At 69.1% G+C, this 22,203-nt stretch carries 16 protein-coding genes and 1 pseudogene; 6 read left to right on the top strand and 11 right to left on the bottom strand.

Annotation, left to right across the window (positions count from 1 at the left end):
* The first annotated feature begins 146 nt into the window (after positions 1–146).
* On the top strand, positions 147–2,597 hold the full coding sequence (locus ACFYXH_RS38055; protein ID WP_389573230.1) for a DNA topoisomerase (ATP-hydrolyzing) subunit A: 2,451 nt from the start codon (positions 147–149) through the stop codon (positions 2,595–2,597).
* Here ACFYXH_RS38055 and ACFYXH_RS38050 read toward each other — a convergent pair.
* Positions 2,594–3,688, bottom strand: a complete 1,095-nt coding sequence (locus ACFYXH_RS38050; RefSeq protein ID WP_389573227.1) for a CobW family GTP-binding protein — start codon at positions 3,686–3,688, stop codon at positions 2,594–2,596. The two genes, ACFYXH_RS38055 and ACFYXH_RS38050, sit on opposite strands and share 4 nt — an antisense overlap.
* Positions 3,689–3,937: 249 nt before the next feature.
* Between ACFYXH_RS38050 and ACFYXH_RS38045 the strand changes: the two genes are divergently transcribed.
* Together ACFYXH_RS38045 and ACFYXH_RS38040 are read left to right on the top strand one after the other, a co-directional pair.
* Positions 3,938–4,603 carry a DUF6082 family protein gene (locus ACFYXH_RS38045; RefSeq protein WP_385303704.1) on the top strand — a complete coding sequence of 222 codons (666 nt, stop codon included), beginning with the start codon at positions 3,938–3,940 and terminating at the stop codon, positions 4,601–4,603.
* 70 nt (positions 4,604–4,673) lie between these two features.
* On the top strand, positions 4,674–4,910 hold the full coding sequence (locus ACFYXH_RS38040; protein WP_327326508.1) for a hypothetical protein: 237 nt from the start codon (positions 4,674–4,676) through the stop codon (positions 4,908–4,910).
* A 69-nt stretch (positions 4,911–4,979) separates the two neighbouring features.
* Here ACFYXH_RS38040 and ACFYXH_RS38035 read toward each other — a convergent pair.
* A pseudogene (locus tag ACFYXH_RS38035) lies at positions 4,980–6,347 on the bottom strand (discoidin domain-containing protein); the annotation flags it as partial.
* A gap of 42 nt (positions 6,348–6,389) precedes the next feature.
* Between ACFYXH_RS38035 and ACFYXH_RS38030 the strand changes: the two are divergent.
* Positions 6,390–8,033, top strand: coding sequence for an ATP-binding protein (locus tag ACFYXH_RS38030; protein ID WP_389573223.1), 1,644 nt, complete (start codon positions 6,390–6,392; stop codon positions 8,031–8,033).
* A 32-nt stretch (positions 8,034–8,065) separates the two neighbouring features.
* The gene (locus tag ACFYXH_RS38025; RefSeq protein ID WP_389573297.1) at positions 8,066–8,746 is read left to right on the top strand and encodes a response regulator; all 681 of its coding nucleotides are present in this window, start codon (positions 8,066–8,068) and stop codon (positions 8,744–8,746) included.
* A gap of 119 nt (positions 8,747–8,865) precedes the next feature.
* Here the strand turns inward: ACFYXH_RS38025 and ACFYXH_RS38020 are convergent, their stop codons facing one another.
* From ACFYXH_RS38020 to ACFYXH_RS38010, 3 genes are all read right to left on the bottom strand, one after another.
* Positions 8,866–10,458, bottom strand: a complete 1,593-nt coding sequence (locus ACFYXH_RS38020; protein WP_389573220.1) for a cation acetate symporter — start codon at positions 10,456–10,458, stop codon at positions 8,866–8,868.
* Complete coding sequence (locus ACFYXH_RS38015; RefSeq protein WP_389573217.1) at positions 10,455–10,952, bottom strand: DUF485 domain-containing protein; 498 nt, start codon at positions 10,950–10,952, stop codon at positions 10,455–10,457. The genes ACFYXH_RS38020 and ACFYXH_RS38015 overlap by 4 nt, the downstream gene beginning before the upstream one ends.
* 212 nt (positions 10,953–11,164) lie before the next feature.
* The gene (locus tag ACFYXH_RS38010; protein ID WP_389573214.1) at positions 11,165–13,282 is read right to left on the bottom strand and encodes a type IIA DNA topoisomerase subunit B; all 2,118 of its coding nucleotides are present in this window, start codon (positions 13,280–13,282) and stop codon (positions 11,165–11,167) included.
* Between the two features lie 434 nt (positions 13,283–13,716).
* Here ACFYXH_RS38010 and ACFYXH_RS38005 point away from each other — a divergent pair, with 434 nt between their 5' ends.
* A complete protein-coding gene (locus ACFYXH_RS38005) occupies positions 13,717–13,947 on the top strand; it encodes a hypothetical protein (RefSeq protein WP_326653069.1) in 231 nt (76 codons plus the stop codon).
* A gap of 131 nt (positions 13,948–14,078) precedes the next feature.
* On the opposite strand, the gene ACFYXH_RS38000 is transcribed toward ACFYXH_RS38005, so the two are convergent.
* From ACFYXH_RS38000 to ACFYXH_RS37975, 6 genes are all read right to left on the bottom strand, one after another.
* Entirely contained in the window at positions 14,079–14,894 is an 816-nt protein-coding gene (locus ACFYXH_RS38000; RefSeq protein WP_389573209.1) for a serine protease, read from the bottom strand.
* A gap of 141 nt (positions 14,895–15,035) precedes the next feature.
* A complete protein-coding gene (locus ACFYXH_RS37995) occupies positions 15,036–16,592 on the bottom strand; it encodes an RNA polymerase sigma factor (RefSeq protein WP_389573206.1) in 1,557 nt (518 codons plus the stop codon).
* A gap of 339 nt (positions 16,593–16,931) precedes the next feature.
* Positions 16,932–17,819, bottom strand: coding sequence for a FadR/GntR family transcriptional regulator (locus ACFYXH_RS37990; protein WP_389573203.1), 888 nt, complete (start codon positions 17,817–17,819; stop codon positions 16,932–16,934).
* A gap of 159 nt (positions 17,820–17,978) precedes the next feature.
* Positions 17,979–19,751, bottom strand: a complete 1,773-nt coding sequence (locus ACFYXH_RS37985) for an ATP-binding cassette domain-containing protein (protein WP_389573201.1) — start codon at positions 19,749–19,751, stop codon at positions 17,979–17,981.
* A 114-nt stretch (positions 19,752–19,865) separates the two neighbouring features.
* On the bottom strand, positions 19,866–20,630 hold the full coding sequence (locus ACFYXH_RS37980) for an NUDIX domain-containing protein (RefSeq protein WP_327326499.1): 765 nt from the start codon (positions 20,628–20,630) through the stop codon (positions 19,866–19,868).
* A gap of 186 nt (positions 20,631–20,816) precedes the next feature.
* Positions 20,817–22,139, bottom strand: coding sequence for a DUF4192 domain-containing protein (locus tag ACFYXH_RS37975; protein ID WP_389573198.1), 1,323 nt, complete (start codon positions 22,137–22,139; stop codon positions 20,817–20,819).
* Positions 22,140–22,203: the final 64 nt, after the last annotated feature.

Raw genomic sequence — 22,203 nt, 5'->3', positions numbered from 1 at the left:
AAGCGATCTGACACCTGGCGAAGTTCCCGGCCGAGAACGGCCCAACGACGGGTCGAGGTCGGCGTTGTCAGAGGCTCGGTCCACAATGGTCCGCGTCAGAACCTGAGTACTGCCCCGCACAAGAGCGAGAAGGAGCCGCAGCCGCGATGGCCCGCCGCAGCACGAAGACCCCGCCGCCGGACGACTTCGAGGAGAAGATCCTCGACATCGACGTCGTCGACGAAATGCAGGGCTCCTTCCTCGAGTACGCGTACTCGGTGATCTACTCCCGGGCCCTGCCGGACGCCCGCGACGGTATGAAGCCGGTGCACCGCCGCATCGTCTACCAGATGAACGAGATGGGCCTGCGCCCCGACCGCGGCTATGTGAAGTGCGCCCGCGTGGTCGGCGAGGTCATGGGTAAGCTGCACCCGCACGGCGACGCGTCGATCTACGACGCCCTGGTGCGGATGGCGCAGCCGTTCTCGATGCGCCTGCCGCTGGTCGACGGCCACGGCAACTTCGGCTCCCTCGGCAACGACGACCCGCCGGCCGCCATGCGGTACACCGAGTGCCGGATGGCGGATGCCACCAGCCTGATGACGGAGTCGATCGACGAGGACACCGTCGACTTCCAGTCGAACTACGACGGGCAGGAGCGGGAGCCGGTCGCGCTCCCCGCCGCCTACCCGAACCTGCTGGTCAACGGCTCGTCCGGGATCGCCGTCGGCATGGCGACGAACATGCCGCCGCACAATCTGGGCGAGGTCATCGCCGCCGCCCGGCATCTGATCAAGCACCCGGGCGCGGACCTCGAGACGCTGATGCGCTTCGTCCCCGGGCCCGACCTGCCGACCGGCGGCCGGATCGTGGGCCTGAACGGCATCAAGGACGCGTACGAGACCGGCCGCGGCACCTTCAAGATCCGCGCGACGGCCTCCGTGGAGGACGTCACGGCGCGCCGCAAGGGCCTGGTGATCACCGAACTGCCCTTCACGGTCGGCCCGGAGAAGGTGATCGCGAAGATCAAGGACCTGGTCTCGGCGAAGAAGCTCCAGGGCATCGCGGACGTCAAGGACCTCACCGACCGGCAGCACGGTCTGCGGCTGGTCATCGAGGTCAAGAACGGCTTCATCCCCGAGGCCGTGCTGGAGCAGCTCTACAAGCTGACGCCGATGGAGGAGTCCTTCGGCATCAACAATGTGGCGCTGGTGGACGGGCAGCCGCTCACCCTGGGGCTCAAGGAGCTGCTCGAGGTCTATCTCGATCACCGCTTCGAGGTCGTGCGGCGGCGCAGCGAGTTCCGGCGGGCCAAGCGGCGCGACCGGCTGCACCTGGTCGAGGGCCTGCTTGTCGCGCTTCTCGACATCGACGAGGTCATCCGGCTCATCCGGTCGAGTGACAATTCCGCGCAGGCGAAGGAGCGGCTCATCGAGCGCTTCTCGCTCAGCGAAATCCAGACTCAGTACATTCTGGACACTCCGCTCCGCCGGCTGACCAAGTTCGACCGGATCGAGCTGGAGAGCGAGCGCGACCGGCTCAACGGCGAGATCGACGAGCTGACCGGGATCCTCGACTCGGACGCCGAGCTGCGCAAGCTGGTCTCGACCGAACTGGCCGCGGTGGCCAAGAAGTTCGGCACCGAGCGGCGCACGGTGCTGCTGGAGTCGGCGGGTACACCGCTCGCTGCGGTGGCGCTGGAGGTCGCGGACGACCCGTGCCGGGTGCTGCTGTCCTCGACCGGTCTGCTGGCCCGCACCGCCAATGGCGAGCCCCTGGCGCACGAGGGCGGAAAGCGCGCCAAGCACGATGTGATCGTTTCGGCGGTGCCGGCGACACAGCGCGGCGATGTGGGCGCTGTGACCTCAGCCGGGCGGCTGCTGCGGCTCGCGGTGATCGACCTTCCGCAGCTTCCGGACACGGTGTCCTCGCCCAATCTGTCGGGCGGTGCGCCGGACTCGGAGTTCCTGTCGCTGGAGGAGGACGAGACGGTCATCTGCCTCACCACGCTCGACGCGTCCTCGCCGGGCCTCGCGCTCGGCACGCTGCAGGGTGTCGTCAAGCGCGTCGTACCCGACTACCCGGCGAACAAGGACGAGTTGGAGGTCATCACCCTCAAGGAAGGTGACCGGATCGTCGGCGGGACCGAGCTGCGTACGGGCGAGGAGGACCTGGTCTTCATCACCTCCGACGCCCAGTTGCTGCGCTACCAGGCCGCGCAGGTGCGGCCACAGGGCCGTGCGGCCGGCGGCATGGCCGGCATCAAGCTGGCGGACGGCGCCGAGGTGCTCTCGTTCACGGCGGTCGACCCGGCCGGGGACGCGGTGGTCTTCACCATCGCGGGCTCGCACGGCACGCTGGACGACTCGGTGACGACGTGGAAGCTCACCCCCTTCGACCAGTACCCGCGCAAGGGGCGGGCCACGGGCGGCGTGCGCTGCCAGCGCTTCCTCAAGGGCGAGGACGTGCTGGTGCTGGCCTGGGCGGGAGCGGCACCGGCCCGTGCGGCGCAGAAGAACGGCGCACCGGCCGAGCTCCCGGAGCTGGACCCGCGGCGTGACGGCTCGGGTACGCCGGTGACGTCGGCGGTCGCGGTGCTGGCGGGCCCGTTGAGCTAGTCGAGCTGCTGGAGCGCGGTCTCCGCCGGCTCCGCTGTCTCATCCGGTTCGGCCGGTACGTACCGCAGGACGCCCCATATGCTCCGCTCGTCGGGGGCGTCCTGCGGACCGGTCTGCGCGCAGGACTCCAGCTGCTTGCGCAGCGCCCCGACGTCGACGCCCGAGCCGATCAGCACGAGCTGCGTCAGCCGCTCCTCGCCGGGCACCCAGCGTGACGGGTAGAACCGCAGAAACCGGCCGACGGCATGGACGGCGTACCGGTTGTCCGGGTCGGCGGTCCCGAAGTCGACGAATCCCTTGATCCGGTAGAGCCCTTCGGGCCTGGAGTCGAGGAAGTCCATGAGCCGGCGCGGGTGCATGGGCGCGTCCGCCGTGAAGGCGAGGCTCTCGTACGCGGTGTGCAGATGGTCCGTATGGCCGTGGTCGTGGTCGTACTCGTCCGCGTACAGGTCCTCGAAGGACAGCTGGCGTACCTTCTCCTGCCGCTCCGGCCGCTCGGCGGGGTCGAAGAGCATCTGTGGGTCGACCCGCCCGTGCTCCACGGTGATCGCGGGCGTGCCCGCACCGAGCTCGCCGAGCGTCCCGAGCACTCGTCCCAGTGCGTCCGGCTCCACCCGGTCCGCCTTGTTCAGAACGACGAGATCCGCGATCGCGAGATGCCGGTCGATCTCGGGGTGCCGCGCCCGGGTCGCGTCGAACTCGGCCGCGTCGACGACCTCGACCAGTCCCCCGTACACGATGCGCGGATTGTCGCTGGCCAGCAGCATCCGTACGAGCTCCTGCGGCTCTGCAAGCCCACTGGCCTCGATGACGATGACGTCGATACGCGCGGCGGGCCGGGTGAGCTTCTCCAGATAGTCGTCCAGCTCACTCGCGTCGACGGCACAGCACAGACAGCCGTTTCCGAGGGACACGGTGGAGCCGACCTGCCCTGCGACGGTCATGGCGTCGATCTCGATGGAGCCGAAGTCATTGACGACGACACCGATGCGGGTGCCGCCGTTGCGACGGAGCAGGTGGTTGAGGAGGGTGGTCTTGCCGGATCCCAGAAAGCCCGCGAGGACGACGACGGGGATCTGCGGCTTACTCAAGGGGCACCTCGGGGATTCTCGACTGCGGCGGGGGCTCCCCAGGATATGGGCGCGGCGCGAAGTGAACGGTTGTTAGCGGCGCGCAGCGGGCACACATGGGACACGGCCCACGGATATACGCCACCGCGTTCCCTCTGTGCGCCGTTTTCTCCGCCTCCCGGCCGATCAGAGCCGCTCGGCACTCTGGGAGTCGGTACACGCAGTCACCGGCCTCCACATCGGCCGGTCGCCTGTGAATCGGGGGTTGACATGAGCACACAGGGGAACGGCAACCGGGGTGTCATCGCCGGTGTCGCGGTTGTCTTCCTGAGCGCATTGGCGGTCATCGGACTGGTCGCTGCGCTCAGCCTCGCCATCAGCGCCACGATGAAGGAACTCGCGCCCGACACGGACGTCTCTGCCGCCAATGCGGTCTTCTCCGGTCTGGCCTTCGGCGCGGTGATCGTCGCCCTGGTGATTCAGCACCAGCAAATGCACCGCCAGAACAGCAATCTGAGCACCCAGTTGGAGCACATGGAGCAGGCCAACGGTTTCCAGCGCCGCGCCGACATCACCAACCAGCAGCGACTCCATTTCGAGCTGCTGAGCAAGGCGATGGACGATCCGGACCTGGCCGCTGTCCTGGACACCTACGACGCCGCGTTATCACCGGTGAAGCAGCGCCAGTTCCTCTACGCCAATGCCCTGTACCAGCACGTTCTGCACGCCTACCGAATCGGGGCGGCAAGCGAGGACGACGTCCGGGGACACCTTCGAGTGATTTGCCGGAACCCCATCTTCCGCGAGTTCTGGGCTGCTACAAGGGACCATCGCGCCAGCGTGAGTTATGAATCGCAGGAGGCCTACCTGGGGCGGCTGGTCGATCGCCTCATCAACCGTCAGGGGGATGACGGCCGTGGCTGGTGGGCCGACTGACGCTGCGTGTGTGATCTTGACTTAGCACGGCGATTCATCGCACCCCTACCACTTTCCGAGGATCCCCCAATTGAAGATCGTGCGCCGGATCGGAGCATCTCCCCGTCAGCGCGGAAGCATGTCAGGACAAACATGCCCGGACATCTTCGAGCTGAGTGACGGCAACTTCGCCGTCATCGGCACAGACGCCACGGAGGTGCTCGACCATGAGCTCCCCTCCGACGCAGGACGCGCCGACTACGAGCGGATCGTGATCATCAGTCGCGACACGCTCATCAGAGCGAAGGCAGACATCCCGGACGCTTGATCGGCGCAGGGACCCACACGTGCTCGGCGCCCACAGGTGCCGAGCACGTTGTCGTTCACGGTCTGCCTGTCAGGAGCGGTAGGCCTCCACTTCACTGAACTGCGCCGCCGGCCAGCCGGTGTTGGCCGTGACCGTGAGCCGCAGATGGCGCGTCGTGGTGCCGACCGGCAGCGGGACGGTGACCGCGTTGCCGCTCGCCGGGTCGAAGCGGTAGCCCTTCGGGGCCACCAGGGTGGAGTAGGACAAGCCGTTGACGCTGCCCAGCACCGACAGGGTCTGGGTACGCGTCTGCCAGACGGCGGGCGACGGCAGCTTCAGCACCAGGCGGGTCACCCCCGTGGCCTCGCCGAGGTCGATCGTGAGCGACTGCGGGAAGACGTTGTTGGTGCTCTCCCAGTACGAGTTGGCGTCACCGTCGACCGCCTTGCCCGGGGTGTAGACGTCGACCGAGCCGGTCGCACCGACCGGGCGGCCCTTGGCGAGGTTACGGCCGGGGTCCGGGGCGGGGTGGTGGTGGGGTCCGGCGAAGGGCTCGGGCCCGGGTCCGTACCCCCGCTGCAGTCCGGTTCCGGCCATGGTCCGCAGTACGTCTCCGGCAGCTTCTCGTTCCAGCCGGAGTTGCCCGCGCCCTGGGTGATGGCCAGCTGGCCGCCGAGGCAGCTGTAGACGAGCTCGGCGAATCCGATGTGCTTGGCGGTGACGCCTGTGAACGAGGCCTGCGCCGGGCCGTTGAACTGCATCGCGAACGTGCCGGTGCCGTCGATGTTGACCTTGCTGAAGTTGGCGCCCTTGGTGGTCCCGGAGACGAAGTGGATCGCCGCGTAGGAGCTGCCCATGCGCAGGAGGTGTTCTCCACCGACGAGTTGGTGACTCCCCAGTGGAAGTTGACCCCGTCTGCGGTCTGGTCCAGGATCCAGCTGTTTCTGATGTGGAAGTTGTCCATCGGGCCGTCCATCCAGGCCCCGACCTTGGTGTGCTGCATCCAGACGTTGTCGACGGCCGAGTCGCTCATGGCGCCGCCGATGGCGTTGACCTGGTCCTCGTCGACGCGCTCGCCGATCTCGCCGAGGATCGCGAAGTCCTTGAGCGTGACTTTGCGGCTCGGTCCGCCGGCCTCGTGCGGGCGTATCTCACCGCTGTAGCCGCCCCCAGCCACATACTTTCCGTAGATCCCGGCGGCCCGCTTGCGGTCGGCGGGATGCCGCCCGGTCAGCACGGTGTACCAGGGACCGGCACCGCGCAGCGTGACCCGGTCGACGACGACATGGTCGGTGAGCCTGAATGTGCCCTGCGGGATGTACACCTCCTTGGCCTGCGCCTTCCCGCGTCGACGGCCCGCTGGAAGGCGGCGGTCGAGTCCGCGGCCCCGCTCGCGTCGGCACCGTAGTCCGTCACGGACAGCGACCCCGCAGGCCGGTCGACGGGTGCGGCGACCTGGAGATTTCAGAAAGAACGTTCGGCCCTCTACCGTTCCTAGGCATGAGTCCCGTACCGACCGCTCCCGCCCGGCGCCGGCGGTTCGGCTGGCCGCAGCGGGTCTTCTCCCAGGTCCTGCTGATGCAGCTGGCCATCGCCACCGGTGTCACTGTGCTGGCCACCGGCCTCTTCCTCGCCCCGCTCAGCGCACAGCTCGACGATCAGGCGATGCGCCGGGCGCTCGCCATCGCCCAGACCACCGCTTCCCCGGAAGTCGCCGACGAGCTGCTCGGCTCACGGCCGACGGCCCGCGGTCCGGTTCAGGCCAAGGCCGAGCGGATACGACAGGCCACCGGCGCCGAGTATGTCGTGATCATGGACAGACGTGGCGTGCGCTGGTCCCACACCGCCCCCGAGCAGATCGGCCGGGTCGTCTCCACCGATCCCAGCGACGCCCTCGCGGGCAACGAGGTGCTGGAGATCGACAGCGGAACGCTCGGCCGATCCGCCCGCGGGAAGGTGCCGCTGCGCGACAGAAGCGGCACGATCGTCGGCGCGGTGTCGGTCGGTATCGAGTACGACAGCGTGCGCGCCAGGCTGCTGGCGGCGATCCCGGGACTGCTCGCATATGCCGGCGGGGCCCTGGCCGTCGGAGCCCTGGCCGCCTATCTGATCTCCCGCAGGCTCCAGCGGCAGACCCATGACCTGGCCTTCTCCGATATCTCCGCTCTGCTGGCGGAGCGCGAGGCAATGCTGCACGGCATCCGGGAAGGAGTCGTGGCGCTCGACGCCACGGGCAGGATCCGGTTGATGAACGACGAGGCACAGCGGCTGCTCGGCCTGGGCGACGAGGCGATGGGGCTGCCGCTCGACGCGGTCCTCGGCGACGGCCGCACCACCGATGTACTGGCGGGCCGGGTCACCGGCGAGGACCTGCTGACCGTGCAGGGCAGCCGGGTGCTGATCGCCAACCGGATGCCGACCGACGACGGCGGCGCCGTCGCCACCCTGCGCGACCGCACCGAGCTGGAGCAGCTGGGCCGTGAGCTGGACTCCACCCGCGGCCTGATCGACGCCCTGCGGGCGCAGGACCATGAGCACGCCAACCGGATGCACACCCTGCTCGGGCTCCTCGAATTGGAGATGCACGAGGACGCGGTGGAGTTCGTCACCGAGGTGGTCGGGGTGCACCGGGCCACCGCGGAGCAGATCACCGAAAAGATCCACGACCCGCTGCTCGCCGCGCTGCTGGTGGGCAAGGCGACGGTGGCGGCGGAGCGGGGCGTATCGCTGCGTATCGCGCCCGGCACGCTGCTGCCGGACCGGCTGGTGGACCCGCGCGGTCTGGTGACGGTCGTCGGCAATCTCGTGGACAACGCTCTGGACGCGGCCGGCGGCTCGGACGACCCGCGGATCGAGATCGAGCTTCGTGCGGAGGGCCGTACGGCCGTGCTGCGGATCGCGGACAGCGGTCCCGGAGTCCCGCCCGAGCAGCAAGAGTTGATCTTCACTGAGGGCTGGTCCACCAAGGAACTTCCGGTCCACGGCAAGCGCGGCCTCGGGCTGGCGATGGTGCGCAGGCTCGCGGAGCGGCAGGGCGGCAGCGCGCGAGTACGCGACGCGGCGGGCGGGGGCGCCGAATTCACCGTCGTGCTCCCGGAGGCGCTGACCGAGCCGGGGCTGGCCACCACCGAGGGAGCGCGATGACCGAGGGACGTGCCGAACAGGCGGCCAAGGACCTGATCGACGTACTGGTGGTGGACGACGACGTCCGGGTCGCGGAGATCAACGCCGCCTATGTGTCCAAAGTGCCGGGCTTTCGGGTCTCCGCGACGGCGCACTCGGCCGCCGAGGCGCTCGCCCGGATCGCCGACAGGCCGGTGGATCTGATCCTGCTCGACCACTATCTGCCGGACGGAAACGGTCTCGCGGTCGTACGGGAGCTGCGTCGGCTCGGCCACCAGACCGACGTGATCATGGTGACAGCGGCGCGTGATGTCGCCACCGTCCAGGCGGCGATGCGCCATGGCGCGCTGCAGTATCTGGTGAAACCGTTCAACTTCGCGGGTCTGCGTACCAAGTTGGAGGCGTACTCCACGCTGCGCCGCACTCTGGAGGGCGGTGGCGAGGCGGAACAGGCGGAGGTGGACCGTATGTTCGGGGCCCTGTCGGCCGGTTCCGTCGCGCCCGACCTGCCCAAGGGCCACTCGCCGACCACCGCCGAGCTGGTACGCCAGGTGCTGCTGGCCGCCGAGGGGCCGCTCTCCACCCAGGAGATCGCAGAACGGGCGGGCGTGAGCCGACAGACCGCGCAGCGCTATCTGAAGCTGCTGGAGCGGACAAGCAGGGTGCGGCTCAGTCTCAAGTACGGCGAGACCGGCCGTCCGGAGCACCGCTACGTGTGGTCCTCGCGCGCCTGATTCTCGAGCCACGGCGGCCCGCAACATCAAGCCCGTCCGGGCCAGCTTTCAAGCCCACCCAGCCGCCTTCAAGCCCGTCCGGCGATTGACGACAAAACGGCCCCCGGGTGAACCCGGGCTCACACCGCTCCCGCACCTGTCAGCGCCCGCACCTCCGTCTCCGCGTGCTTCGCCCCGTCCGGCTGCTCCGCCGAGGTGGCGGTGCCGATCCAGCCCGCCAGGAAACCCAGCGGGATGGAGACCAGGCCGGGGTTCTGCAGCGGGAAGACATGAAAGTCCACGCCTGTGAACAGCGCCTCTGGGCTGCCCGAGACAACCGGCGAAAGCACCACCAGGAGCAGGGCCGGGACCAGCCCTCCGTACACCGACCAGACCGCCCCGCGCGTGGTGAAGTTCCGCCAGAACAGCGAGTAGAGCAGTACGGGCAGATTGGCGGAGGCGGCGACCGCGAAGGCCAGGCCCACCAGGAACGCGACGTTCAGGTCCCGGGCGAGCAGGCCGAGCGCGATGGCGGCCACGCCGATGCCGGCCGCGGCGAGACGGGCGACCGCTACCTCACTGTGCTGTCTGGCGTGGCGTCGGCGGAGCGAGGCGTACAGATCGTGGGCGACGGAGGCGGAGGAGGCGAGGGTGATTCCGGCAACGACGGCAAGGATCGTCGCGAAGGCCACGGCCGCGACCACCGCGAAGAGAATGGTGCCACCAGTGGATCCCGCTCCTCCGCCGAGGTCCAGCGCGAGCAGCGGAACCGCGGTGTTCCCTGCGGCGTTCGACTTCCGCACCTCGTCGGTGCCGACCACCGCAGCCGCACCGAAGCCGAGCACGATCGTCATCAGATAGAAGCTGCCGATGAGACCGATCGACCAGACGACCGAGCGGCGGGCGGCCCGCGCGGTCGGCACGGTGTAGAAGCGGGACAGGATGTGCGGCAGGCCGGCCGTGCCCAGAACCAGCGCCAGTCCGAGGCTGATGAAGTCGAGGCGCGCGGTCCAGTCCCCGCCGTACTTGAGGCCGGGCGAGAGGAAGTCCTTGCCGTGGCCGCTGCGTTCGGCTGCGGTGTTGAGCAGTTGGTTGAAGTCGCCGTGGAAACGCGTGAGTACGAGCACGGTCATCACGATCGCGCCCGCCATCAGCAGCACGGCCTTCACGATCTGGATCCAGGTGGTGGCTCGCATCCCTCCCAACGACACATAGATCACCATCAGGGCACCCACGCCGATCACGGTCCACGAGCGCGCGGCCTCGCTCGTACCACCGAGCAGCAGCGCGACCAGGCTCCCGGCTCCCACCATCTGCGCCACCAGATAGAGAACGGACACGGTGACCGAAGAAGTTCCCGCGGCGATACGGACGGGCCGCTCTCTCATCCTCGAGGCAACGACATCGGCGAGGGTGAACCGGCCGCAGTTGCGTACGAGTTCGGCAACGAGGAACAGAACCACCAGCCAGGCGACCAGGAAGCCCACGGAATAGAGCATCCCGTCGTAGCCGAACAGGGCGATGAGGCCGGAGATCCCGAGGAAGGACGCGGCGGACATGTAGTCGCCGGCGATGGCGAACCCGTTCTCCATGGGGGAGAAGAGCCGCCCGCCGACGTAGAACTCCTCTGCCGAGCCACGCCTGTTGTGGCCCACCCAGCTGGTGATGCCGAGAGTGACCGCGATGAACGCGCTGAACAGCAGCAGCGCCAGGGTCTGGTGGTCGTCGCTCAACGCTCGGTCCCTCGTGCCGTCTCCTGTGCCCTCGTCTGGTCAAACACGGTCCAGCGCAGATCCAGGGCCGCGCGGTCCCTTCGCAGTCGGGCATGGCGTGCGTACGCCCAGGTCAGCAGGAAGGTGGTGAGGAACTGTCCGAGGCCCGCGACCATCGCCACATTCACCGCTCCCGCCACCGGCCGGGCCATCAGCCCGGGAGCGGTGGTCGCCGCGACGACATACGCCAAGTACCAGACGAGGAAGGCGAGAACGGCGGGGCCGACGAACCTCCGGTAGCGGCTGCGCACCTCCTGAAAGGCGGCGCTGCGCTGCACTTCCAGATAGATGTCGGCCGCGCCCGGTCCGGCACTCTCCCGGTTCGCGCGCGGGTCCGGCACGACGGGCGTGGGGGCGCCCGTGCCGTCCAGCTCGCCCCAGCCGGAGGCCAGCGCGTCGTACCACGGGTCGTCGAGCCGCACCGCAGCGGCGTCCCGCCCTTCCTGCTTCTCCACCGATCAGCTCTCCTTGTCAGCGAACCGTTTCAGCTCGCATGCCCAAGGATGGACAGAGCGGGAAGATCCCGGACTCTTCTCCCGCCCGCCTTCACCCCATCAGGTGATGCTTGTCCCGGTTGGCTGCGCGAGTCCCACGCGGTAGGAGCCGGACCCGGGGATCGGACCAGGGGTGGAGCCTGCGGCTCCACCCCTGGGTGGCGGGGACGCGGTCAGGCGTCGATCCGCGAGCGGTCCAGCGTCGCCGCCGAGCTGGTGATGAACTCCTTGCGGGGCGCGACCTCATTGCCCATCAGCAGGTCGAAGACCTGCTCGGAGGAGTCCAGGTCGCCGATGTTGATCCGGCGCAGCGTGCGGTGGCGCGGGTCCATCGTGGTCTCCGCCAGCTGGTCGGCGTCCATCTCGCCGAGGCCCTTGTAGCGCTGGATGGAGTCCTTGAAGCGGACCCCCTTGCGCTGGAACTCCAGCAGCGTCTGCCGCAGCTCGCTGTCGGAGTACGTGTACACGTACTTGTCCTGGCCCTTCTTGGGCTGGACCAGCTCGATCCGGTGCAGCGGCGGCACGGCGGCGAACACCCGGCCCGCCTCCACCATCGGCCGCATATAGCGCTGGAAGAGCGTGAGCAGCAGGATGCGGATGTGGGCGCCGTCGACGTCGGCGTCGACCAGCAGGACGATCTTGCCGTAGCGGGCGGCGTCAATGTCGAAGGTCCGCCCGGACCCCGCTCCTATGACCTGGATGATCGCGCCGCACTCGGCGTTCTTGAGCATGTCCGTCACGGACGCCTTCTGGACGTTCAGGATCTTGCCGCGGATCGGCAGAAGCGCCTGGAACTCGCTGTTCCGCGCGAGCTTGGCGGTGCCGAGTGCGGAGTCCCCCTCGACAATGAAGAGCTCGCTGCGCTCCACGTCGTCGCTGCGGCAGTCGGCGAGCTTGGCCGGCAGCGAGGAGGTCTCCAGCGCGGTCTTACGGCGCTGCGCGTCCTTGTGCTGACGGGCCGCGATGCGCGTACGGGCGGCGGCAACGGCCTTCTCCATCACCGCACGGGCCTGCGCCTTGTCGTCGCGCTTGGTGGAGGTCAGGAACGCCTTGAGCTCCTTGGCGACGACACTGGCGACGATCCTGTTGGCCGCCGAGGTGCCCAGCACCTCCTTGGTCTGGCCCTCGAACTGCGGCTCCGCCAGCCGGACCGTGACGACCGCAGTGAGGCCCTCCAGTGCGTCGTCCTTGACGATGTCGTCCTCGGCGACGCGCAGCAGCTTGGTCGAGCGCAGCACCTCGTTCATCGTCTTGGTGATGGAGCGCTCGAAGCCGGTCACATGGGTGCCGCCCTTGGGGGTGGCGATGATGTTGACGAAGGACTTGACCGCGGTGTCGTATCCCGTGCCCCAGCGGAGGGCGATGTCTACGCCGAGCTCGCGGGTGACCTCGGTGGGCGTCATATGACCGCGGTCGTCGAGGACCGGGACGGTCTCCTTGAAGGTGCCCTGCCCGGTCAGGCGCTGCACATCGCAGACGGCCTTGTCCTGGGCCAGGTATTCGCAGAACTCGCTGATGCCGCCGTCGAAGCGGAAAATCTCCTCGCTCTTGCCCGCTCCCTCCAGGTCCCGCTCGTCCCGGACCACGATCGTCAGACCGGGCACCAGGAAGGCGGTCTGGCGGGCGCGCTGGTGGAGGTTGTCCAGTGAGAGCTTGGCGTCCTTGAGGAAGATCTGCCGGTCGGCCCAGTACCGTGTGCGCGTGCCGGTGCGGGTCTTGGGCACCCGCTTGCCCTTGAGCAGCCCGTTCCCCGGGTCGAAGGGCGCGTCGGGTCCCGACTCGGTGAAGATGCCGGGGACACCGCGGCGGAAGCTGATCAGGTGGGTCGCGCTCCCGCGGTCGACCTCGACGTCGAGGCGCGCGGAGAGGGCGTTGACGACGGAGGCGCCCACGCCGTGCAGTCCGCCCGACGCGGCGTACGAGCCGCCGCCGAACTTTCCGCCGGCGTGCAGCTTGGTCATCACGACCTCGACACCGGAGAGCCCGGTCTTGGGCTCGATATCGACAGGGATGCCTCGGCCGTTGTCCTTGACCTCGACGGATCCGTCCTCGTGAAGGATCACCTCGATGTGGTCGCAGTGGCCGCCGAGGGCTTCGTCCACGGAGTTGTCGATGATCTCCCAGAGGCAGTGCATCAGGCCGCGGCTGTCGGTGGACCCGATGTACATGCCCGGGCGCTTGCGGACCGCCTCGAGCCCCTCGAGTACGAGCAGGTGCCGCGCTGTGTAGTTGGAACTGTCACGGTCTGCTGTCAGCAGCGCTGTGGACGGCGCGGACGTTTCGGCGGTCACGCGGTTCGCTCCTCGCTGAATTTGAGATGTGGCCCAGTGGGGTAAGGGGCCGGCGTCGGTCGACGCTCAGAGGGTACCGAGGCCTGGTAGAGCCGATGTAACGCCACCCTATTGATTTCTCATGCTAGTCCAGCTTCGCATGCATGTTCGATCCCTCGATGGAGTGACGTGCACATCACGTTCCCTTCCAGGCATGAACCATTTAGGCTCCGGGCACGTCCTCATGAACAACCGGCAACCCAGCCGGGAGGGCCAATAGAGACAAGCAACGCGAAATCCGTAGAGCGAAGCAATACGGTTCATTCGCCGCCAACCGGCAGCAGACAGCCACCTTGGGAAAGAAGTTTCCAGGAGAAGCCACGAGCGGGAACGTTTTCGGCCTGGTTGGATGTTGACCCTGGTACGACAGCTCGTCGAGCTAGAGAAGAGGCGACGTGACTACTGTTCTGACCCCCGCGAGCCCACTGACGGCCGCTGACCGCTGCGACCGCTGCGGCGCCCAGGCTTATCTGCGCGTCGTCCTGAGCAGCGGCGGTGAACTGCTCTTCTGTGCCCACCACGGGCGCAAGTTCGAGCCGGAACTCAAGAAGATCGCCGCGGAAATACAGGATGAGACCGACCGACTGACGGCCGTGCCGGCCAGCGTTGGTGAAGAGGAACACTGACACCTCGCATCCACGACGAGCCAAGGCCGGTCCAGGATCGGCTGACGGGCGGCCGCCCCTGAATACCAGGGGCGGCCGCCCGCTCTCATAGCGTGACTGCCGCGGCGTCGGCGAACCAGGCGGAAGGCGGCCTACGAAGGGGCCACCGCCGAGATCCGCGTGTACACCCCGGGGCTGTCGGCCCGGCCGCAGCCGCCGCCCCAGGAGACCAGTCCGATGAGCCGCCCGCGAGCCACCAGCGGGCCTCCGCTGTCCCCCTGACAGGCGTCGCGCCCGCCCTGCGGGTCTCCGGCGCAGAGCATCGTGGACTTCAGATACTTCCCGCCCAGGCCCCCTGGATAGGCCTGCCCGCAGACAGCGTCCGACAGCACCGTCACGCGTGCGGCGCGCAGGGAGAACGCGTAGCTGGCGTTCCCCGTCGTATCGCCCCAGCCGTACACGGTGGCGCTCGTACCCGGCTCGTACGCCGGGTCGCCGGCGCCGGCCAGGAGGATCACCTGGGAGGCGGGCAGCGCCTCGGCCAGCGTCAGCACCGCCACGTCCTGGCTGTTCGTCTGCGAGTTGTACGTCGGCGCGACCCGGGCGTCGCTCACCCGGATCTCCTTGCCTCCCGCGCCGAGCAGCTCCGTGCGTCCCGCGAGGACCGCCAGGTCACGAACGTCGCGCACATCCACGCCGAGTACTGTCCGGCTCAGGCAGTGGGCGGCTGTCATGACCTTCGTCGGCGACACCACCACACCGCCGCAGAACTGACCTGCTCGCGTTCCGCCGAACCGGTCACGGCTGGACAGCGCCACCACCCACGGGCTGTCGGCAGCCTTTGCCGGATAGCCGCCGATGACCACGCTGTCGGCGGCCGCGAGAGAGGGCGAAGCGAACGGCGCCACGGCCGCCGCTGCGATCAGGGCCGACGCCATGATCAGGGCTCGAACGATGGGTCGCCGCATACGGCCTCCTGACTCTGGGTGAATTCCGTCCACTCAGAGTCAGCCAGGGCGCCGCCGCCCGCACCCGCACACACGCCGAGGGCCCGGTTCCCTAACGGGATCCGGGCCCTCGGCCGACATACTGCGTACTGCTGTGACGACCTAGTCGAGGTAGTCGCGCAGAACCTGCGAACGCGACGGGTGACGCAGCTTCGACATGGTCTTGGACTCGATCTGACGGATGCGCTCACGCGTCACGCCGTAGACCTTGCCGATCTCGTCCAGGGTCTTCGGCTGGCCGTCCGTGAGACCGAAGCGCATGGAGACGACGCCCGCCTCGCGCTCGGACAGGGTGTCGAGCACCGAGTGCAGCTGCTCCTGCAGAAGCGTGAAGCTGACCGCGTCGGCCGGCACGACCGCCTCGGAGTCCTCGATCAGGTCACCGAACTCGCTGTCGCCGTCCTCACCGAGCGGGGTGTGCAGCGAGATCGGCTCGCGGCCGTACTTCTGGACCTCGATGACCTTCTCGGGGGTCATGTCGAGTTCCTTGGCCAGCTCCTCCGGGGTGGGCTCGCGGCCCAGGTCCTGGAGCATCTGGCGCTGCACGCGCGCGAGCTTGTTGATGACCTCGACCATGTGCACCGGGATACGGATGGTGCGGGCCTGGTCGGCCATGGCGCGGGTGATCGCCTGACGGATCCACCAGGTGGCATACGTGGAGAACTTGTAGCCCTTGGTGTAGTCGAACTTCTCGACCGCGCGGATCAGACCGAGGTTGCCCTCCTGGATCAGGTCCAGGAAGAGCATGCCGCGACCGGTGTAGCGCTTGGCGAGCGAGACGACCAGTCGGAGGTTGGCCTCGAGCAGGTGGTTCTTGGCTCGGCGGCCGTCCTCGGCGATGATCTCCAGCTCGCGCTTGAGCTTCGGCGCGAGCTTGTCGGAGTTCGCCAGCTTGTCCTCGGCGAACAGACCCGCCTCGATGCGCTTGGCGAGCTCGACCTCCTGCTCGGCGTTGAGGAGCGGGACCTTGCCGATCTGCTTGAGGTAGTCCTTGACCGGGTCAGCGGTGGCGCCGGCGACGGCGACCTGCTGGGCAGGCGCGTCGTCCTCGTCGTCGTCGGAGAGGACGAAGCCCTTGTTCTCGCCCTCGGCCTCTTCCTCCTCGCCCTTTCCACCGGGCTGGGCCTCATCGAGCAGCTCTTCGCCCTCGGCGGCCTCGTCGGCGTCCTTCTTGCCCGCGGTCTTCTTGGCCACGGTCTTCTTGGCGGTGGTCTTCTTCGCCACCGCCTTCTTGGCCGCCGTCTTCTTGGCGGCCGCCTTCTTGGCAGGCGCTGTCGCCGAAGCGTCGTCGGCCGGGGCGTCGGCGGTCTCGGCCGTCGACGCCGCGGTGGCCGCGACGCTCTTCGCCGTGGCGGTCTTGGCCGCGACGGTCTTGGTGGCGGTGCGCTTTGCCGGGCTCTTCGCTGCGACGCTCTTGCGGGCGCGCTTCGGCGACTCCGCGGCACTGACCATCAGCGTCACACCCTCTTCCTCGAGGATCTGGTTGAGGCTGCGCAGAACATTCTTCCACTGGGTTGGCGGAATCTGGTCAGCCTCGAAGGCCCGACGCACGTCATCGCCGGCGATCTGCCCATCAGCCTTTCCCCGCTCGATGAGCGCCATCACAGACTCGGACTCGGCGATCTCCGGCGGGAGCGTACGGGATGTGCTGGCCGACACGAACAACCTCTCGGAACGATGGAAAACGGCTTCCGGCCCCACCCATGATCGGGCCGGAGCCGACGACCACCGGGCTGCGGATGTGCCGGTGGCGCGGGATGAAACCTCGGAGCTGCACAGCGCCGTGTATGGCTGCTGTATTCCCTCCTCGGCTGTCACCTCTTAGGTCATCGCGTTGTTTCGAGGAGTGTTACGCCCAATCCACGTGGCCCGAGTCACACCTCATTTACGACAAAACGGCCAGAGAGGGCGTTCGCCACATAATCGTGTCGCCGGACCCCCTTGGAATCCGGCGACACGCGATGCGTACGCCTCGGTACCCCTGGCCGCGTCCTGCGGTCAGTGCTCGCGCGGCGCAGGCACGACTCGCTCCACCTCTGAGTGCGCGGTGAGCAGTTGGCGCATGGCCGACTCGGCGGCGTGCGGGTCGCCGGTGGCGAGTGCGTCGGCGATCCGCGCATGGTGGGCCAGGGAGACCTCGGTAGGGCGGTCACAGCCGGTGACCGGGCCGCCGGAGACCTGGAGGGCGGCGGAGACGATGCCGGAGAGGTGCTCGAGCATGCGGTTGCCGGCGAGCTGGATGAGGAGGGAGTGGAACTCCGCGTCGGCCCGCGAGAACGTGATCCCGTCACCCTGGGCGAGGGAGTGACCCATGATCTCGACCATGTCGCCGAGCCGCTGCTGAACGTCCTCACGCCCGTGACCTGCGGCGAGGCGCGCGGCGAGGGGCTCGATGGTCCACCGCAGCTCGCTCAGCTCCCGACGCTGATCGTCCCGCTGCGGGCCGAAGGCACGCCACTCGATGATGTCGGGGTCCAGCAGATTCCAGTCGCTGACCGGACGGACCCGGGTGCCGACATTGGGGCGGGCGCTGACCAGGCCCTTGGCCTCGAGCACGCGTAGGGATTCACGGACGACGGTGCGGGAGACCTCGAAGCGCTGGCCGATCTCCTCGGGGACGAGCGGGCGGTCCGCGCCGAGGTCCCCCGAGACGATCATCTGGCCAAGTTGCTGGACGAGTTGGCCGTGCAGTCCGCGGCCCCGGCTGCCTGCCGCGCGGCGGCCGACCCGGCCCAACTCGGCGTCGGCGCCGTCCCAGGAGGGAGGGCCGACGCGGTCGGCGCCGGGCGACTCCGCGTAGGGGTATCGATCGAGTTCGCCCGGGCCGGCGAGGCCGGACTCGGCGGGGCGGGCGGCGGTCATCATGGTGTGCGCAAGGGTACTCACGCATCCTTTGTCGGCGCGGCTCCCGTGGCCCTTGAGGTCTTTGGTGAAAAGCACACGAAAGGGTGATCGGCGCTCGCCTCGCAATTGACGCCTTATCGGAAAGAAACGGGCGCCTTCAAGGGAGTTGCGAACACTTCGTCGGGACCCGGTCGATCATGATCACCAACGTGGCTTGCGACGAAGGCCCGTGAACAGATATGCGCAGATCAGGGCCGAGAGTGACAACGCCAGTGCCGCGCCGAAGGGTTGGGCGACGAGGCGTACGGCGGCCATCAGCCAACGGTCGGCCTGCTGCGGCAGCTGTACCCAGGCCAGCTCGCGCAGCCTGCCGGGAAGTCCGGCGATCGAACGTGCCGGCGGAACGACGAGCGCCGTCTGCACGAGGGGGGCGACGAGGACCGGTACGGCGAGTACGGCGGCCACTCCGGCGGCCGTGACCCGGAAGACTCCGGCGGCGAGCAGCCCGGCCCAGGCGCAGCCGACCGCGAGCCCGCCCCAACTGGTCACCAGAGCAGGCCAGTTCCGCGGGGCGGGAGTCATGTCGGTGCCGTACACAAGGCAGAGGGCCTGGGCGTCGGCCACCGCGACAAGGAGCGCGAGCAGCAGGGCGAACACGGAGGTCACCGTGAGTTTGGCGAGGAGGAGGCCGAGGCGGCGGGGAACGGTGCCACGGGCGGCGGCGAGCGCCGGATAGCGGAACTCCTCACCGTAGGAGAGCGCCCCGACCAGGCCGGCAGCGAAGGCGGCGGGCGGCAGCGGGAGGTATTCGGGCCAGGCGGCGAGCAGGGCCGGCAGCGGGGCGTCGCCGATGCGGGCGAGCAGGACGCAGAGGGCGAGGGAGGCGACGAGCGCGGCCGCCGCGATCAGCGCCGCGGTCCGGACTCCGAGGAGACGGCGGATTTCATAGCGCAGCGGCCTCAGGGGGCTGCGTACGGGGCGCGGCGGGGGCGGGAGAGACATAGGACCGGGGCGCTCCGCCACGGCCGGTACGGGCCGTTTCTGGGCCTCTCGGGCAGGCGTGGCGTCAGGTGCGGAGTCAGGTGGGGGCGCCGCCGCCGGGCCTGTGTCGCCGATCTCGTCGCTGAGCCGGTGAACGAGTACACCGTGCCGGAAGGCGGTTTCGCCGATCACGGCGCAGCTGCTGCCGTAGACGGAGAGGAGGCTGCCCTCCTCGGTGACCACTTCGACGGAGCGCTGGGCGGCGCGTGCCTCGCGCGCGACAGCGGCGGCGAGGCGGGCGGCGTGCGGGGTGCGGACGGCGACGCGGGGGCGGAGCCTGGTACGGGAGAAGGTTTCCGCGTCCTGGTCGGCGACGAGGCGGCCCTTGTCGAGGGTGATGACACGGTCGGCGAGGCGGGCGGCCCCCTTGGGATCACTGGTGGTGTAGAGAACGGTTCCGCCGCACGAGGCGCGGGAGCGCAACAGCCCGTACAGCCAACTGTTCTCACCAGCCGAGAGACCTCGGCAGGGCTCGTCGAGGATCAGCGTCTGCGGGTCGCCCAACAGGGCGGAGGCAAGCCCGAGTCTGCGGTCCATACCGAGGGAGAGCGCGTCGAGGCGCTGGCCGGCGAGGCCGGCGAGACCGACCACCTCGAGCATCTCGTCGGCACGGGACGCGGGCACTCCAGCGGCTGCGCAGAGCATACGGAGCTGCCCCCTGGCCGTCCGAGCGGGATGGCCCGGTACGTCGCCGAGAAGCACACCGACCTCGCGGGCGGGGTGGGCGATGCGATGGAGAGGGCTGCCGCGGAAGTAGGTGACGCCCCGGCCGGACTCGAGTTCGAGCATCAGGCGCAGCGCCGCTGTCTTGCCCGAGCCAGGCGCACCGAGAAGGGCCGTGACAGAGCCGGACCGAGCTTCGAAGGTGAGATCGTCGACGGCTGGCGGGAGGTCTCGGCGGCGGGTGCTGGTGAGTCCGATGGCCTGGAGCATCGCTTCTCTCGCGGTAGGTGAGACCGCTCGGCGGAAGGGCGGGTACCGCAGCAAGATAGCGCGACATTTCCGACTTTTGGTGCAGCCGACAGGGCCCCGGGTGTCAGACCTCGCTCAGACTTCGGGGCGCAGCATCGGCGGGTTGAGTACGGTGGCGCCGCCTGCCCGGAAGAGCTGGGCAGGTCGGCCGCCCTGCCGGGTGGTGGTCCCGCCGGCCGGGACCAGGAAGCCCGGAGTTCCGGTCACCTTGCGATGGAAGTTCCGGGGATCGAGAGCAACGCCCCAGACCGCTTCGTACACCCGCCGCAGCTCGCCGACCGTGAACTCCGACGGGCAGAAAGCGGTCGCCAGCGAGGAGTACTCGATCTTGGATCGCGCCCTCTCCACCCCGTCGGCCAGGATCCGCGCATGGTCGAAGGCGAGCGCTGCGGGCTGCTCCTCCTCGCGGCCGAAGCCGTTCTCCTGGCCCAGCAGATCCTCGACAGGGGCCCACCGGGCGCTATTCGCGTCGCCGCCCGCGCGGGGTGCGGGCAGGTCCGGGGCCAGCACCAGATGGGCGACGCTGACGACCCGCATACGAGGGTCCCGCTTGGGGTCGCCATAGGTGGCCAGCTGCTCGAGATGTGCGCCGTTGCCAGGTGCCGGGGAAGCGGGGTCGTGCGCGCACAGCCCGGTCTCCTCGGCGAGCTCGCGTGCTGCGGCCGCCGCCAGATCCTCGTCGCCCCTGACGAAGCCGCCGGGCAGCGCCCACCGGCCCTGAAACGGCGGCTCTCCGCGGCGTACGACCAGCGCGCAGAGCGCATGCCGGCGCACAGTGAGCACGACCAGGTCGACGGTGACAGCAAAGGGCGGAAAGGCCGACGGGTCGTAGGGCGACATGCCGCGATCATAGTCGTCTGCCTGACGATAAACACTCCCTTCTTCACCTGCGTCGACTCTTTCTTCACCCGTTCCCCCAGCCCTGCGCGCCCACCGGCTCAGACCCCCAACTGAAGGCCGTCGGCGGCCTGCTCGACCGTCCCGAGACCGAGCCTGCTGATCCGCACAGGCGGCGGTGTCACGGCATCAACGCCCGCTTCTGGTGCCGCGCTGCCCGCTGCGCCTGCGCGGGCGGCTGCGGTTCCCGGCCGCTGTGCCGCCGGGGCGCGTCCCGGCGGACGGGTGCTTCCTGCCAGCAGCCGGCTTGCGAGTCGCCGGCCGGACCTTCTGCGGGCGCGAACGGTGCGGGCGCGCGCTGCCCCGGCGGGTCCCCGAGGAGGCCCGTGTGCCGCGGTCCGTGCGCAGACAGCTCCGCAGCGCCTCCGGATCCAGGCCCTCATTGCACGCCTGGTGCAGAAGCCGGGCGAAGACGTACTCGGGGTCGACGCGCAGGGCGAGTCCGAGGGCGACCCGCGCGCCGGGTTCGTCGCCGGTGGACCAGGCGACCCAGCCGGCGAGGGTGAGCGGCGCGGCCGCGTGCTCGGAGTACGGGCCGACGCATCGGCGGGCCAGCGCCCGCCAGAGGCGTAGCGCCGGTTCCGCGTCGGCTCCCTCCATCCATTCCGCAGCCCGGTCGCGGGTGTCCCGGTCCTGCAGGCCCAGGATCACAGCGGCCGCCTCGTCATGTGTGATGAGCCGGTCGTCCGCGACATCCGACTCGGCCCAGCCGCCATCCCGCGGTGTCTCCGCGATGCGTTTCGTCAGCCGGCGGGCCAGCGCGAGGGTCTCCGCGGCGACCTGCTCACGCCCCGTTCCGTCCAGGATCCTGGGCAGCAGCGCGGAACCCGCGGTGTCCAGCGCCTTCTCCTGGCCGGACGCGGCCGGGGTCGTCCAGGGCGCGAGCCGTCCCTCCATCTCCCGCAGGGAGCCGCGCACTTGGACCCCCACGTAGGCGGCGGCCGCGGCCATCACCGAAGTGCCGGGCAGGGCAAGCACGCTGCCTTCGGGCGGGCAGCAGCGCACGTCGGGGCAGCAGTAGGACCAGTAACGGCCGTCGGAGATACAGAGAGCCTCGTAGACTGGCACCTCGAGGGTGCCGCAGGCGGTGCGCAGCCGTTGCGCGAGCGGGCGCAGCCGCTCCATCACAGAGCGGCTCGTCTCGCCGTCCGCCGGATCCTGGCAGAGGAAGACGACAATGCCGTCGGGCCGCGAACCGCGACGTTCGCTGCCTTCGATCAGACACTCCGCGAGCTGTTCGGCCACGGGCGACCATTCGCGCGGCGAGCGTGGAATGCCGAGCCTCAGCCGCCCGCCGAAGCGGCCGCGGCTGCCGTGCAACGCGACGAGCACGATCGAATCGTTCGGATGGAAGCCCATCATGTACGGCAGGGCGTCGGCCAGTTCGGCAGGGCCGCGCAGGGTGATCTGCTGCTCGTCGGTCGGACCGGTGTGTTCGTGGTGCTTGTTCATGGCACGACGGTCTCGTGGCGGCTCCGGCACCGCGACCCCTGTGGATAACTTTATCCACAGGCTC

The sequence above is a fragment of the Streptomyces sp. NPDC002730 genome, assembly GCF_042888805.1.
Taxonomy (GTDB): Bacteria; Actinomycetota; Actinomycetes; order Streptomycetales; family Streptomycetaceae; genus Streptomyces.
This window is presented reverse-complemented; position numbering and strand designations above follow the sequence as displayed.